Annotated in this window: 13 protein-coding genes and 7 pseudogenes; 19 read left to right on the top strand and 1 reads right to left on the bottom strand. The window is 48.3% G+C overall.

Annotation, left to right across the window (positions count from 1 at the left end):
- The 6 genes and pseudogenes from ACNQPL_RS11515 to ACNQPL_RS11490 all read left to right on the top strand — a co-directional run.
- Positions 1–1,213, top strand: a 1,213-nt coding sequence (locus tag ACNQPL_RS11515; RefSeq protein ID WP_416466779.1) for an RHS repeat-associated core domain-containing protein, incomplete at its 5' end; no start/stop codon positions are given.
- 17 nt (positions 1,214–1,230) lie between these two features.
- Positions 1,231–1,566 (top strand): hypothetical protein, encoded by a 336-nt coding sequence (locus ACNQPL_RS11510; protein ID WP_416466778.1) that lies wholly within the window; start codon positions 1,231–1,233, stop codon positions 1,564–1,566.
- Positions 1,567–1,715: 149 nt separating this feature from the next.
- Positions 1,716–3,137, top strand: a pseudogene (locus ACNQPL_RS11505) (RHS repeat domain-containing protein); the annotation flags it as partial.
- Complete coding sequence (locus ACNQPL_RS11500) at positions 3,137–4,150, top strand: hypothetical protein (protein WP_416466777.1); 1,014 nt, start codon at positions 3,137–3,139, stop codon at positions 4,148–4,150. The pseudogene ACNQPL_RS11505 and the gene ACNQPL_RS11500, both read left to right, overlap by 1 nt.
- 169 nt (positions 4,151–4,319) lie before the next feature.
- Positions 4,320–4,616 (top strand): annotated as a pseudogene (locus ACNQPL_RS11495) (hypothetical protein); the annotation flags it as partial.
- Between the two features lie 103 nt (positions 4,617–4,719).
- Positions 4,720–5,325 carry a hypothetical protein gene (locus ACNQPL_RS11490; RefSeq protein WP_416466776.1) on the top strand — a complete coding sequence of 202 codons (606 nt, stop codon included), beginning with the start codon at positions 4,720–4,722 and terminating at the stop codon, positions 5,323–5,325.
- Between the two features lie 236 nt (positions 5,326–5,561).
- Here the strand turns inward: ACNQPL_RS11490 and ACNQPL_RS11485 are convergent.
- Positions 5,562–5,756 (bottom strand): annotated as a pseudogene (locus ACNQPL_RS11485) (DDE-type integrase/transposase/recombinase); the annotation flags it as partial.
- A 35-nt stretch (positions 5,757–5,791) separates the two neighbouring features.
- Between ACNQPL_RS11485 and ACNQPL_RS11480 the strand changes: the two are divergent.
- From ACNQPL_RS11480 to ACNQPL_RS11420, 13 genes and pseudogenes are all read left to right on the top strand, one after another.
- Complete coding sequence (locus tag ACNQPL_RS11480) at positions 5,792–6,478, top strand: hypothetical protein (protein ID WP_346616174.1); 687 nt, start codon at positions 5,792–5,794, stop codon at positions 6,476–6,478.
- 32 nt (positions 6,479–6,510) lie between these two features.
- Positions 6,511–6,792, top strand: a pseudogene (locus ACNQPL_RS11475) (hypothetical protein); the annotation flags it as partial.
- Positions 6,793–7,197: 405 nt separating this feature from the next.
- Positions 7,198–7,569: a hypothetical protein gene (locus ACNQPL_RS11470; RefSeq protein ID WP_346616172.1), complete on the top strand. Its 372-nt coding sequence runs from the start codon at positions 7,198–7,200 to the stop codon at positions 7,567–7,569.
- Positions 7,570–7,667: 98 nt separating this feature from the next.
- Positions 7,668–7,931 (top strand): hypothetical protein, encoded by a 264-nt coding sequence (locus ACNQPL_RS11465; RefSeq protein WP_416466775.1) that lies wholly within the window; start codon positions 7,668–7,670, stop codon positions 7,929–7,931.
- Between the two features lie 236 nt (positions 7,932–8,167).
- A pseudogene (locus tag ACNQPL_RS11460) lies at positions 8,168–8,326 on the top strand (RHS repeat domain-containing protein); the annotation flags it as partial.
- A gap of 161 nt (positions 8,327–8,487) precedes the next feature.
- Positions 8,488–9,021 carry a hypothetical protein gene (locus tag ACNQPL_RS11455; RefSeq protein ID WP_346613475.1) on the top strand — a complete coding sequence of 178 codons (534 nt, stop codon included), beginning with the start codon at positions 8,488–8,490 and terminating at the stop codon, positions 9,019–9,021.
- A gap of 13 nt (positions 9,022–9,034) precedes the next feature.
- On the top strand, positions 9,035–9,343 hold the full coding sequence (locus ACNQPL_RS11450; protein ID WP_416466774.1) for a hypothetical protein: 309 nt from the start codon (positions 9,035–9,037) through the stop codon (positions 9,341–9,343).
- Between the two features lie 368 nt (positions 9,344–9,711).
- A complete protein-coding gene (locus ACNQPL_RS11445) occupies positions 9,712–10,140 on the top strand; it encodes a tetratricopeptide repeat protein (protein ID WP_416466773.1) in 429 nt (142 codons plus the stop codon).
- Positions 10,141–10,314: 174 nt separating this feature from the next.
- The gene (locus ACNQPL_RS11440; protein WP_416466772.1) at positions 10,315–10,440 is read left to right on the top strand and encodes a hypothetical protein; all 126 of its coding nucleotides are present in this window, start codon (positions 10,315–10,317) and stop codon (positions 10,438–10,440) included.
- A gap of 82 nt (positions 10,441–10,522) precedes the next feature.
- Positions 10,523–10,996, top strand: a complete 474-nt coding sequence (locus ACNQPL_RS11435; RefSeq protein WP_416466771.1) for an SMI1/KNR4 family protein — start codon at positions 10,523–10,525, stop codon at positions 10,994–10,996.
- A gap of 625 nt (positions 10,997–11,621) precedes the next feature.
- Positions 11,622–12,113 (top strand): SMI1/KNR4 family protein, encoded by a 492-nt coding sequence (locus ACNQPL_RS11430; protein WP_416466770.1) that lies wholly within the window; start codon positions 11,622–11,624, stop codon positions 12,111–12,113.
- A gap of 152 nt (positions 12,114–12,265) precedes the next feature.
- Positions 12,266–12,866: pseudogene (locus ACNQPL_RS11425) on the top strand (type IV secretion protein Rhs); the annotation flags it as partial.
- Positions 12,843–13,365: pseudogene (locus tag ACNQPL_RS11420) on the top strand (DUF6386 family protein). The pseudogenes ACNQPL_RS11425 and ACNQPL_RS11420, both read left to right, overlap by 24 nt.
- Positions 13,366–13,439 lie beyond the last annotated feature (74 nt).

Here is a 13,439-nt window from a genome sequence, read left to right as displayed (position 1 = left end):
CAAGTACGAATACGAAGCCAACGGCCAGTTGCATAGCCGCGATACCGGCTCCCTCGTAGGCAGCGAAGAGTTCCGCTACGACCCGGCAGCCAACCGGCTGGACTTCAATGCTCGGCAACTGGAGAAGGTCAAAGACAACCGCATCAAGCGTTGGCGGGATCAGGAATACCGCTATGACCCGTGGGGCAACCTGATCGAGAAGCGCTCGGGGCATAGCAAGCTACAGAGCTTTAGCTATGACTGCGAGAACCGGCTGGTGCGAGCGGAGACGCTGGTCAATGGTAAGTTGGAGAGCACCGGCGCGTATCGCTATGACAGCCTAGGGCGCCGGGTAGTCAAGCAATCCGAGATCAACGGCATCACGGAGCAGAAGCGCTTCCTCTGGCAAGGACTGAGGATGTTGCGTGAGGAGACGCCGGGGCAGAGCATTTTGTATTTCTACGAGCCGGGCAGCTACGCGCCGTTGGCGCGGGTGGATCAGGCGGAAGGGGAAGGGCAGAAGGTCTACTACTTCCATACGGATCAGATTGGGACGCCATTAGAGTTAAGTAACAGCGAAGGCGAGATCGTTTGGCAGGCGACGTATCGCTCTTGGGGTGCGGTAGATCAGCTAGTCGTTACAAACATTGATCAGAATTTGAGATTCCAAGGTCAGTATCTTGATGCTGAAACTGAGCTGCATTACAACATGTTCCGTTATTATGACTCAGGTGTTGGGCAGTTTGTGACCCAAGATCCTATTGGGTTGCAAGGAGGAGTTAATTTATACAGATATGCTATTAATGCTTTGTCTTGGATTGATCCTCTCGGCTTGGCAAATAGGCCGAACAACGGCAAATATAATATTTTTCACGATCACGCGCTGGATCCTAAGTATCGCTACTCCAGCGATGCCGTTCAGTTTAATAGGGCAAATGCAGATCTGTTAAATAGAATGGAGATCGAGCCTGAGTTCAGGAAGGATATGCTGAATCGCTATCCTAAGCTTGAGGGGTGGGCTAACGCGGGGAGCAAGAGTGCCAGCCCGCCTGGTTTAACATGGCACCATCATGAAGATGTTAATAGGCTATCTCTGGTAGATCGTATGGATCATAAAGCTAATCATGGGCTATACCACCCGACTGGTAAGGGTGGTCGAGATATATGGGGTGGCGGCGCTCAAGGGCGAAAAGGGAAGCTTTACGGCGCAACGGGAAAAATTTGCTGCGGTTAATCTACTGGAGTTATTTCATGTTATTAAAGAATAAATTTTATGCGCTTTCAGAGATAATTGATCATGTGAGGTTTTTTGCAGAGCAAGATGATGAGTTTTGTATTTATGGTGAGGATCAAGATCGCCTCGATCTGAGTGCGCGCTATCTTGTCGCGGATTACCCAGACGTGAAGGATGATAAGGAGGTATTTCCAGAGTCTGTTAAAAAAGCAGGGCTGCGCTATTTATATTCTGGGCAGCAATTTGTTGACGTTGTAACATTGCTGGTAGAGCAAAGTCCTGATGCATCTTACGGGGACTATGTTAAGGCGCTAAATTATTATCAGGATAACGATGAGTTTATTGATTTGTAATTTTCCCGTCTTGCTGTAAGCGAGCACTCACATATCATATGTACCGTATGCTGTGCGTGACACACTGATCTCGCACAGTCATACGTATCGAGCTAGCAAACGGATGCGCGAGGTGGGCGTGAGTGATGGTTGACGGCAGCAGCGGTAGTGATGACCTGTACCGCGAGGTGTATCGCACCCACGGCAAGCTGACCAGTTGCTTTGATTCCGATGCGATGGAACGCAAGGCATGGCAATTTGCGTACACGCTGCCGGCAGAAAAGCTGTCGCAGGTGCACAACCCCGGCATCAATACGTCGTTGCTGGTGGAGCATGCGTACGGCGTTACCAGTACAACCCGGCCGCGAAGCCAACGGCCACTTGCACAGCCGTGATACCGATTCCCTCGTAGACAGCGAAGAGTTTCGCTATGACGCTGCGGCCAACCGGCTGGACTTCAATGCGCGTCAGTTTGAGAAGGTTCAAGACAACCGCATCAAGCGTTGGCGGGACCAGGAGTATCGCTATGACCCGTGGGGCAACCTGATCGAGAAGCGCTCGGGGCATAGCAAGCTACAAAGCTTTAGTTATGACTGCGAGACCCGGCTGGTGCGGGCGGAGACGCTGGTCAATGGAAAGTTGGAAAGCACTGGCGCATACCGCTATGACAGTCTGGGTCGACGGGTTGCGAAACAGTCCGAGATCAACGGCACCACCGAGCAGAAGCGTTCCCTCTGGCAAGGGCTGAGGATGCTGCGTGAGGAGACGCCGGGGCAGAGCATTCTGTATCTCTACGAGCCGGGTAGCTATGCGCCGTTGGCGCGGGTCGATCAGGTGGAAGGAGAAGAGCAGAAGGTCTACTACTTCCATACGGACCAGATTGGTACGCCGTTCGAGCTGACCGACAGCGACGGAAAATAGTTTGGCAGGCGACGTATCGCTCTTGGGGAGCGGTTGAAACCCTGATCCTCAATGAGGTCGAGCAGAATCTGCGTTTTCAAGGGCAGTACTTCGATGACGAGGCAGGGCTGCATTATAATACGTTCCGCTTTTATGATCCTGAAATGGGTAGATTTATAGTGCAGGACCCATTGGGCCTGATGGGCGGGGATAATCTTTATCGTTACGGTCCGAACCCAATCCTGTGGATTGATCCTCTTGGCTGGTTGCCGTTAGCTAATCCGGTTAAAGTAGGTCATCACATGGTTCCACATTCGTTAGCTACCTCTTTGGGGATAACTCCGTTCAATTCATTTAATAATGTGCCCTCGATGTTCTGGCTGGAGCCAGGGCAATGGAATAGAATGGAGCGCAGTGGTATGCACGGTTACAATGGTTTGGGCGCGAGTACCAAACCGGCTGTGACGCTTGATGCTTTCAAGTCCGAAGGTCTAACAAATGAGAAGTGGCTGCAGTCGCTTGAGGCTCATTATAACAACCCGGAAATTTTTCACTTTAGAGGAGATTTAAGACTTGTCGAGAACGGAAGTCCTGGGCGTATCATTGCCGCGAATGTGTCTCCTGCTGAAGGTTGGGCGGCAACCAAAGCATGGGCGCGATCTAAAGGTGCAAGTTTGCCGGGGTGCAGTTGATGAAGAGCGCTAATGTTAGGTACGTGACGGTTAATGATTCAAGGTTAGTGGCTGGTGGTAAGTTGGAAATTGGTAGTGCGGTAGTGCACCTCAATGAGTTTGACTTTGGCGATTTTGGGTCTACCCAGCGAAAGATTATTGTTGGTTGGTTTGGTGAGCAAAGAACTAGATATTCTACCGCTGTCCGTGGGCGAGAGATCTCTTCCAAGGAAATTCTCATAGTTGACGAGCACGGCGGGCCAGTTGTGCTAGATCTCGGCTGCGAAAGATTATTGCTGGCCGAAGGAGGTCAAGCTCATACGTGTTATAAGCTAGTTGTTCAAGTTTCGCTTGAAATTCCATTAGAAGCCTTTGGTGACGTGCCGGCGCATATAGAGCCGCTACTCCAATACTCTGAAATATTACATGTCACGGTCTCACTTTTTGGCGAGGATGTAGCCGCGCATTTGGAATTAAGTTTCAAGCGCCCGGTGTACGATGGTTACGGGGAGTTGGGGTTTTTTCTCGCTGATCTGGATAAAATGAATGAATATATTGTTTCCAGGTTGGGTGCTGACGTTGTTAACCTTAAAGACGCGTTCTGTGAAACTGAAATTGCAAATGAGCTGTTTGCTGAAGGCCTATTAGTCTTGGTCTGGGGGATGACGCCGTGGCAGTACTATCTGTATGGCTTAAGCGAGCCTGGGGATGCCGCTTACATTCCAAGGCTTATAAATCCGCAGTTCGAAGGCAGCTATAGATTGCGTCGTGAAATTCAAAATCCGAGCGTCGTGCCAGGCGAGTTTTTGCTGAATTGGCCAGAATGCCTTAGCAAGAGCTTTCCAAAAATTAAAATAGGTGGGGAAGGGGAGTTGTTAAAGGTCCAAGTCAGTGTCATGGGTTTTTACGTTCCAAATGTCGGTGTTGGACCGCCACTATCGGTAATCACAGCTAGCAGGGAGGACAGTGAACCTATTATCTATCCCTTGCTGATGGTGGATATTGAGGCGGTAGAGCCTAAATTGTGTTTTTGATATTTTGTGATATTAGTTTTGTGGTTGGTGTAATTGTATGTAGTAAGTATTCTGCATGGCTTGTTTTGAGTGTTTGATTCGATGGGCATTTGTTTTCTTACGTTGGTGCATTGAGCTGTCGGATCTTTAAAATTGTTGGGGATGGAAGCGGATGCCAACGTTGTCTCATTCGCTTCCAAGTTACGAGAGCTACTTCTACCTAACCGACAACCAAGGCCGCGATGTCCCGTTCGGCACGCTGCAACCGGGCCAACGCTTCTACAACCCGCACGAGCAGGTGTACCTGGTGTGCTCCGAGGGCGGCCACTACATCCTGCACACGCTGGACAACCTGTTCTTCTACCTCGGCGAGGTGCCGGACACCGACACCGAAGTCCCGCTGCAGCGCATCGAAAATCGCCTCGGCCACTTCCTGCACTTCACCCGCACCAAACAAGGCACGCTGACCGACATCAGCGCCACCGGCACTCGTGCGCAGCTTCAGCTACGCCGACGGCGTGATGGTGACCCTCAGCAACGCCATTGGCCAAGTTTTATCGCAGCCTTGGAAGCTGTGAGGGAGTATAGATATGAGTATTTATAAGATTGTTAAGTGTTCGAGTGCGAATTCGCCTTTTTACTTTGGTGGGGATAGTGCATATGTCTCAGTGTGGCCAAAAAATCCGGATGGTCAAGATCTACTGCTGCTCTTCACTATAAATTGTAAAGCTGCAAGGAAGCAGCTTGATAGATCGGATCTCCCAGATTCTGGTTTTATACACGTATTCTCTACTTACGATAAAGAAGATTATTTTCTGGATTTTTTAACTTTTGATGAAGTTGAGCAAAAAAAAGGTATCGCATCCTATACTTACGTAGTCCATGTAGGTCAGATTGGTGCAATCAGGTCGCCTGGATTGTCGATTCCTCTGCAATACGCAAAATTTGAACCTTCCACTGTTAAGGATGATGAGATTTCAGTCGCTTCCTTGGTCTCTAGTGGAGCCCCATGTGGGGCGGTGATTCCCAAGGTACTTGAGTCGAATTTTAGTTTTTTCTGCCAAATATATTCGTCTGACTTCCCCGCTCCATTTCAGGATGCATTATATATGACTGATGCTGTAGGTTATCTTCTTGTTAATAAGCAAATGGGTAATGATGTGGCAGATGGCTGCTTCTTCGTGCAGGTTGCATAGAGACTAGCTGCATCTCATTGTTTTGGTTTTATGGTTCTTTAAAAATTAACAGTTGTATTTCTGAGGTGGCAGGATTGCCGCTTGATAATTGTGGGGCACGCTGACTGACAGCAGCGCCACTGGCGGCATCCGCTTGTACCTGCACACGCTGCTGGTGACCCACCTACCCGGACGGCAGCACGTGGCAGACGCGCTACGACGACGCCTGCGCCTACCACCAGCTGACCACCCTAGTGACCAAGATCTGAGTGAGTCATCACTTGCTGCTGTGGCTTGCGTCGCCACACGGCTGCGAGCAGGGCGTCGATGGCCAAGTTGGTGGTCATTCTGGGCTTCATTGACCAACCGATGACTTGGCGAAAGAACAGGCCCAGCACTACCGCCAGGTACAGCCAACCTTAATAGGTGCGAATATAAGTGATATCGGTCAGTACATCCATGGGCTGTTATGTTGAGGTGAAATGAAATGAATTGGTCTAACTCTTTGAAAGAACGTATTGTAAACGAGCTCAAAGATTATGAGGTTTATTTTTCAGCTGATGAGGTCCCTTCAGGGGCGGACTTTCCTGAGCAGTGGCGGGGCTTCGGATGTTCGAAGGTCGACAGTGGGAATATACCCGCGGAGTGGAAGAATTTTGCTGAGGTTTTGCCTTGGGTGAATTCATGGCTCGCTAAGTGCGTAATAGGCACTGTCTTGGCATTCAGCGACAAGCCATACCTCGCGTATGTATATAGCGATAATGGTGACCTGTGCTTTTACATGGGTGGAATCCCTTTAGGTGTTGAGGGAGAGAATAATGTCCAGGTTCAGTGGCTTCCTCAAAAGTTGAAGGCGTTCTATACAACTTTGCACGACGGTTTTGGGTTTTACATTGGCTACACCATGGGGCCATCCAGATTTGAAGACTTCGTCTCTATCAAAGATCTGTGTGATGAAGACTATCCAGCCCTTCCTGACATGGTGGGAGTTTTTTCTAGTGGCGCTGGTGATTATCTATCTTTGGCTAAACCTCCGGCCGAGGTCGAGGCTTTCATATGGTGGCATGAGGAACCGGACGTACCAACCCGAAATATCGACTTGTGGGATGTGATGGATTCTTGGATGTCCATTTTTTTAGAAAACTCCGATTCTAATGATTCTATTCTAGTTTAGCGGCGGGGCTTTTCATTCCATTTCTACTGATCGAGCCCTTGAGCATTAAAGACGGTCTGCCGCATACCGTCATTGATGCCAAATTCAAGCCCAAGTACCTGTGGTGGAACGCCTACGCTCAGGTTGATCGCTTCGAGGACTGCTCGGGCAAAAGCACCTACTACCGCTACGATGAGCGGCAGCACCTGATCGCCGTCACCGACGCGCTGAACCAGACCACCACGCTGGAGCGCAAACCCGACGGCGAAGTGCTGCGTATCCACCACCCGGATGGCACGGCAGAATCCTTTACCTACAAAGCCCTTGGCCAAGTCTCGTTTCTACGCCAGCGGCCTTACTGTGGACAGCGTGCTCGGCCTGGCGAGATCAAGTACGAATACGAAGCCAACGGCCAGTTGCATTGCCGCGATACCGGCTCCCTCGTAGATAACAAAGAGTTCCGCTACGATCCGGCGGCCAACCGGCCGGACTTCAATGCGCGGCAGAGCACGACCATTAGGTTCTACATGAGGTGGAACGAGATCCAATTGGTCCACGACGGGGAGACTTCAGGGGACTGATGATCAGCTTTTTTCTACGTATCGAAAGGCATATGAAGATTTGGATCACATCAAGGTGGATGTGGTTTCTCCAAATGGACCTCATGTATTTGGGGGAAGTGTTACCCCGCGCGCAGCGGTTCATTTAATTGAATACTGGCTTAAAGAGGGTGGCTTCAGATGAGTGATTCTTTGGATTCTATAAAGCAGATTGTTTCGGGAGATGGTTTTTTTGAGGCTATTTTGAATGGTGTTAGTGACTGGAATAACGCTCTAGATGAGCGTGATGAGCTTGAGTTTGATGAGGCGTGGGTCAGCGCTTTTGAAGAGCTTAAGGATCTTGATTACCCTGCCTGCGGGGGCGAGGTAATTGTAAGTGAGTTAAGAGAGTTGGTCTTCAAAAAGGTTTTTTTTCTTGTGAGTAACTCTGAGGTTGCAGGTTGTATCTCGGACGATTTTGGACTTATTGCAGAATCGGCGTCTAAGTCCCACAACGTGGATTTTATCAGTAAACTTCTGACTAGTTATGTTTCCGGGTGCTTTCCAAGGTGAGCAGATCTATGTATAAGTATGGGTAGTAGCAGGGGCGGTTAATCGATCGACTCAAATGTGCAGAAAAACGGTCATGCGCATAAATAGTGGAGAATGAAATGAGTGACATTGAATTTGCGCTTAAATCATTGCGTTCGGTGCATGGTAAATATCAAATCGCTGGTCAGTTCACAGCGTCAAACGATTCAATAACACGCTGGCCGACAAACTTGCCGCGCTCCGCTGAAGTTGATTTGCTGTTCAGGGAGCACGACCCGGTTGGTGTAAGGGCTGAGGAAGAAATCGCTACCATTGTTGTGGCTGCTCGGGTAAAAACTATTTTTGAGAAAAACAATATTTGTGGCTTGCAGTTCAAGGCATAGCGGCCTTTGGTAAGTCAGGTGTTATGCGTCGCTGTTGAGACTTGATGGTCGTTGGCAGATTGTTCTTTTAAAATTTAGCTTTTTTTGGGGGGCTTGAACACCGCCTTAATCAATGATTGTTCTTCCTATGACGAGTTGCCACTAACGTTCAACCGGAACGGTCATTGGGTCCGACAGTTCAGTAAGTCGTGGCCCGCCACAGCAACGCACTTGATCTGATCTGCGAGTAACGCTGGCAGCCCGATGGTGAAGTGCTGCGTATCCACCACCCGGATGGCACGGCAGAATCCTTTACCTACAACGCCCTCGGCCAGGTACTGACCCACACCGACGGCAAAGGCCAGACCACGCGTCTGCAGCGCACCTCGCGTGGCTTGCCCAGCAGGCGCCAGGATGTTGCGCCTGAGCCATTCTTTGTGCAAGGAACATCTAACAAACAAAATCCTCTGGGGGTGAATAATCCAAACAGAGAACGTTATCTCGCCGCTGCAGATAATCATAGCGCTTCCAGTGGTAGGCCGAAGTCTAGCGGGAAATTAAAAGGAGCTGCGACATTTTGAAATCCTTGAAATGGCAAGAAAATCTTGTTTTGAGCATCCAGGTGGAAGAAGACCTATATGCTATCTCGCAAATGAGGAAAAATCATCTTTTGGAAGTTTTTGATGTGTTTGGTAGTAATGGTGACTGGACAGGTGTTGACTTAAATAAAGTTGACGTATTGTTCACGATCTTTGTTTCCATAAAAAATATTAAAAGTATATTTTCTAGCTTAGTTTCTAGCGAGTCAGTTACGCCAAATGAATGGCCTGTGGAAAAGCGTATGCTATCGGCGATATTTGGCGCTCCAGGAAGTACTGGTGCGAAACTCATAGACCTGTCAGATGAGTATTCGAATATTGGTGCGCAAGTAATCAAGGAGAGCCTCTCTCCACAAGATGACCTAAGCTTGATTCATCGCTACGAACTATGCGGCATGGTTGGTGATCCAGAAAAGATTATTGCACGCATTAAGAACTATCGGGAAACTGGAATTAACTGGGATCCATCTAAGGAATTCTTATTTCCAGGTATTCAGCGCCCTGTAATATGATTTTGGTGTCAGTATGAAAAAAATAGAGGCTGAGGTTTTTTGGGCTCAATTGCAGTTTTTGGAGGGCGATGAGACTTGCTTGTGTGAATTGAGGTCCGTAATTGGTGAATTGGTGGTCGAATTAATTGGCGTTCCTCATGCTCACTATGGCAGCTCGATGCTTCCTCTATTTAGAAGGTGTGTTCTAGGTATTAATGCCATTGGGTTGACGATTGAGACACTTGAAAGAGACTCAGTACTGGAAGTGTTATCTCGGCTGGGTGAGATTGTTGGATTGTCTAGAGAGCGTCTCTATCTTGAGGAATGGCGCGGAGATTGGTGAGTCTTTATGTGTCTTTAGTGATGGGTTTGTGTTCTTGTCCACTCTTTAAAGTATAAGTTCGGTTTAGAGGGAGGGAGCCTTCTAATCTTACTACGAAATCGGCCATCTGACCCTTCTGGCCGAAATCGGCTACGGCGAGGACGGTGAGCAGCCACAATGCGGAACACTGTTCGAGCGCGATCCGATTGGCCGCTTTCTATGAGTAGGGTAGCTAGCGCCGTTGGCGCGGAGGGATTAGGTAGAAGGGGAAGCGCAGAAGCTCTACTATTTACACCTAGTAATAGCCACTGGCTAGGGTGAAATTGTTTTGTAGACAACTTCTAGCAAGATTAACAGTCCATATGAAAGCTTTAAATATTGAGGTGTCTATGAATGATCTTTCGGAAGTGAATCTGCAGTTGTCTCAAAATATCGTAGATACAGTTGAATCTGGAAATGAACTTGAAGAATCGGGTGACTACGATGCTGCGCTACAGAAATATAGTAAATCTTGGGACATGCTTCCAGAGCCAAAGGAGAAATGGGATCTCTATCATTGGATTTCCAAATGTAATTCTGAGGTTTATTTGAAAAGGCAGGATTATGAAAATGCTAAAGCATGGGCGTTAAAAGCTGTTGAATCTAAACCTGCTCGAGAAACGTCTAGCTTGATAATTCTGGGTGCCTCTTTACTTGGGTTGGGCGAAATTAATCCTGCATTTGATTCCTTCAAGACGGCTTTCGACATGGGCGGCGAGAGAGCTTTTGAAGGGTTCGATAAACAATATCTGAATGTCGTCGTCAGCTTCAAAGGATAGTAATAGACAGGAACTTGCAGATCAGGCTTCGATCGATCAATTAGGGTTGGCCCCCTTTGTCCTAAGCGCAAAGTTAGGACCAATAGTCAGAGGATAAAGAGAGGTGACGCACCTATTGGCAGAGATGGGTAAGAAGTGAATCTTCATCATCTCACTCAAGATGAGCCTGGCCCCATGGCGGAGGTCTTGAGTACCTCCCACTCGAGGCATGATTGGGTTTTACATATCATTCGAATTAATGAGATAAAAGTTCGGTTGGGCACGATGGCGTTACACGCCTATATAACAGTGCTCTGCTAAGTATAAACAAAGGACTATTCAATACTTGCAAAAAGATCATGCTGGAAAATTCGAGCCTTGAATTTTTTAAGAGAGGTATGCGATGAGTTATATAGATCAACTGGAAGTGGAAATCATTGCGAGTGGGGAGGATCCTGCTTTTGCTGGGGCAGCGTCGGATGACGTAATAAGTGATTTCGAGAATGCTCTGGGTGTTAAGTTTCCCCCATCTTACATACTGTTTCTTAAAAAATATGGAGCGCTATCCTTTGCCGGCGACACGTACTACGGTATTACAAAAGACGGTGTAGACGCTTCAGCCATTCCGAGTGTGGCTTTTACTACACAAAGTGCGCGTGCAGATGGTGATGCTGATGGGTCGATGATTGTAATTAAAGCATCGGGGTGTGGGCCTATTTACTCTATAGATACCTCGATTATTGGTGATGATGGAGAGCCAGTGGTGGTAGAGACGGAGCTTTCTTTTAAGCGTACAGGTGTAAAAAATATCATGCACTCAGATTTCAAAGAGTTTTTCAGTCATATGATCAGGCAGTCTATTAAAGAGCTGGGTTGATCACTAGTTGATGATTGTGTTGAAGGCTCGGATGTTTTTTGAGTACGACGAGGCAGACCGTCTGCTGAGTCTACAGCGCACGGCGAGCAGTCTAGGCTAACAGTTTGGCATCACGGATGAAAGTCTGACTTACCGCTACGAGCCGCTTGGATGGCTGACACAGGAACTGACCCCGAGCAGTGCGCTGGACTATGAGTAAGACCCGCTCAGCAACCAGACCGATGTTTCGGGGCAATTTCCGACGTGGGCAGATCTATAAGGTTAGGGAGTAGTGTCGGTAGGTTATTTTTGTAAAGTCGCTATCAAGTTCTTTGAAAATCTCTACGAACCCGGTAGCTATGCGTCGTTGGGATAGAGTAGTTTGAAAGCGGACAAAAAAATCAGCAGAATTTGCGTTTTTAAGGGCTGTATTTCCACAGAGAAACATGGTTGCATATAATATATGGATATTATGCGCCGGAGAGTAGTCGGTTGAATGCTCAGGTTCCGCCATTACAATGCCTTTAGATACTACAATCCAAAAAAAATTTCGGTTCAGCTTGGAGTTCGTAGGTATAGCGCAAGATAAGGGGTGGCTTAAAGGTCGCCGTCAAAACACGTATTTTCCACTTGTAGAGTGTTGATAATGACTGACTTTAAACTGTTGCACTGCGGCTCGCGGATCTCTGGTGCTGATATTGAGGCGCTGGAAGCGCAGATCGGCATTAATTTGCCCGTGAGGTTTAGGGCGATATATCAAGCATACAATGGCGGTTCACCTGTTCGAGAGTTTTGGATATCAGATGAAGATTTTGAGCCGGTGAGAGTTGAGGGTTTTAAAAGTATTTCAAGTGTGGGAGCTCAGGATGCTAATGAGACAAAATATATCGGTGGATGTTACAGGCGGATGCGCGAGAGAAATGTTATCCCGTCCAAGTTAGTCCCTTTTGCAAATGATGAGGCTGGTAACTTTATCTGCTTGGAGAAAGGTGCGGGGAGAGTTATTTATTTTGCTGTTGATACTTTTCAAACGGATCTTGACATGTATCTTAACCATATCAATGCTCAAAGAGTCATGTCGGATTCCTTTGGTGATTTTATCGATTCTTTAGTTGGTGAGGTGGATGTTGATTTTTGATTATATGGGGTCGTTAATCATCTTTGGAATGATTGTTGAGATCGATGTTAGTATTTGATGCTTGCGGCTGTTGTTTTTTAAATTTGGGACTCTGAGTTTCGATAGCCATATTTGATCTTCAAAAAACTGCTTAATCAAGTGGGGGGCAGCGCAAGCACGACCACTTCTGCTATGACTGCGCAGCACGCACCAGCTGGGCCACCGCCGTTCTGGGCCGCGAGCTGGAAATTCACTACAACGAAGACCACCGCGTCATCGCCAGCCGCGACTACGGCGGCGAACGCTACGCCATCGACCTGGACGATTTCGGCAACATGGTCGGCCTGACCCTGCCGGACGGCAACAAGTTGCACTTCGAGTACGACGAGTCCGCCCGCCTGCTCGAAGAAACCGACCCGCTGGGCCGCACCATCGCCTACGAATACCACCACCTGACCACCTTGGTGACCAAGGTCACTTACCCGGACGGCAGCACGTGGCAGGCGCGCTACGACGACAAGGGCAACCTGCTGGCCGAGTTCGATGCGCTGGGCCAGATGACCGAGTACCTCAACGGCGAAGATGGCCTGCCACACACCATCATCGACGCGACGTACAAGTCCAAGTACCTGTGGTGGAACACCCTGGCCCAGGTCGAGCGGTATCAGGACTGTTCGGGCCAGAGTACATTTTAGTTAGAATGAGCGTCATGATCTGGTGGTGGTAATCGATGCGCTAACCCAGACCACCATGCTTGAACCTGAGCCGAACGGAAGCGGGCCGGCCTTAAGCCTGGCGATATTAGTGGTGAAATTATTAGGAGTAAGTATGGCTGCTGGATTCTCGGTGATTACAGAAACTGCTACATTGGCGATATTTGATCTTGCCGCTATCCGTCATCGAATGAGAGATACGTTTGATTGGTGGAGTATCCGGAGCGATGAGATCTATGAGATGAATGAGGGTAATATCGCTTTTTTAAATCTCGGTGAAGACGGAAAGTACTTGGTCAAGGTTCTCGCTGAGTTGCCCAATGCTTTAGGCAGTATTTTTCTATCCATTCCATCCGGGAGCTTATTTATAGGCGCTGGTGAGGATACTACGGGGGGGTATGGAGCCTGATGGTTCTGATGCTATACATGGAGCTTGTATTGCTTTCACTCCAGGTAATTATCAGATGGGATTCGCTTTTGAATGCGGGGTAATAATGCTGTCGTTTGCGCGGGCAGAGAGTCATCGCAATAACTTTTCAGATTCAATCCGGCTTGGCTGAATTATAGATACTCCAGAGTTACGAATGTGAAGGTGATCTTTAAAAATGGGCGTGAAGGGTTGAGCGTAGGTCCC

The sequence above is a fragment of the Pseudomonas sp. LFS044 genome (assembly GCF_047978245.1).
Classification (GTDB): domain Bacteria; phylum Pseudomonadota; class Gammaproteobacteria; order Pseudomonadales; family Pseudomonadaceae; genus Aquipseudomonas.
Note: the sequence above shows the minus strand (reverse complement) of the source record. Positions and strands in the feature narration are given on the sequence as shown.

Excerpts from the sequence above, each read along its gene's own strand:
- ACNQPL_RS11470 (WP_346616172.1), top strand. The coding sequence starts at position 7,198 with ATGAGTGATTCTTTGGATTCTATAAAGCAGATTGTTTCGGGAGATGGT.
- ACNQPL_RS11510 (WP_416466778.1), top strand. The coding sequence starts at position 1,231 with ATGTTATTAAAGAATAAATTTTATGCGCTTTCAGAGATAATTGATCAT.
- ACNQPL_RS11430 (WP_416466770.1), top strand. The coding sequence starts at position 11,622 with ATGACTGACTTTAAACTGTTGCACTGCGGCTCGCGGATCTCTGGTGCT.
- ACNQPL_RS11450 (WP_416466774.1), top strand. The coding sequence starts at position 9,035 with ATGAAAAAAATAGAGGCTGAGGTTTTTTGGGCTCAATTGCAGTTTTTG.
- ACNQPL_RS11480 (WP_346616174.1), top strand. The coding sequence starts at position 5,792 with ATGAATTGGTCTAACTCTTTGAAAGAACGTATTGTAAACGAGCTCAAA.
- ACNQPL_RS11490 (WP_416466776.1), top strand. The coding sequence starts at position 4,720 with ATGAGTATTTATAAGATTGTTAAGTGTTCGAGTGCGAATTCGCCTTTT.
- ACNQPL_RS11435 (WP_416466771.1), top strand. The coding sequence starts at position 10,523 with ATGAGTTATATAGATCAACTGGAAGTGGAAATCATTGCGAGTGGGGAG.
- ACNQPL_RS11445 (WP_416466773.1), top strand. The coding sequence starts at position 9,712 with ATGAATGATCTTTCGGAAGTGAATCTGCAGTTGTCTCAAAATATCGTA.
- ACNQPL_RS11500 (WP_416466777.1), top strand. The coding sequence starts at position 3,137 with ATGAAGAGCGCTAATGTTAGGTACGTGACGGTTAATGATTCAAGGTTA.
- ACNQPL_RS11440 (WP_416466772.1), top strand. The coding sequence starts at position 10,315 with ATGGCGGAGGTCTTGAGTACCTCCCACTCGAGGCATGATTGGGTTTTA.
- ACNQPL_RS11465 (WP_416466775.1), top strand. The coding sequence starts at position 7,668 with ATGAGTGACATTGAATTTGCGCTTAAATCATTGCGTTCGGTGCATGGT.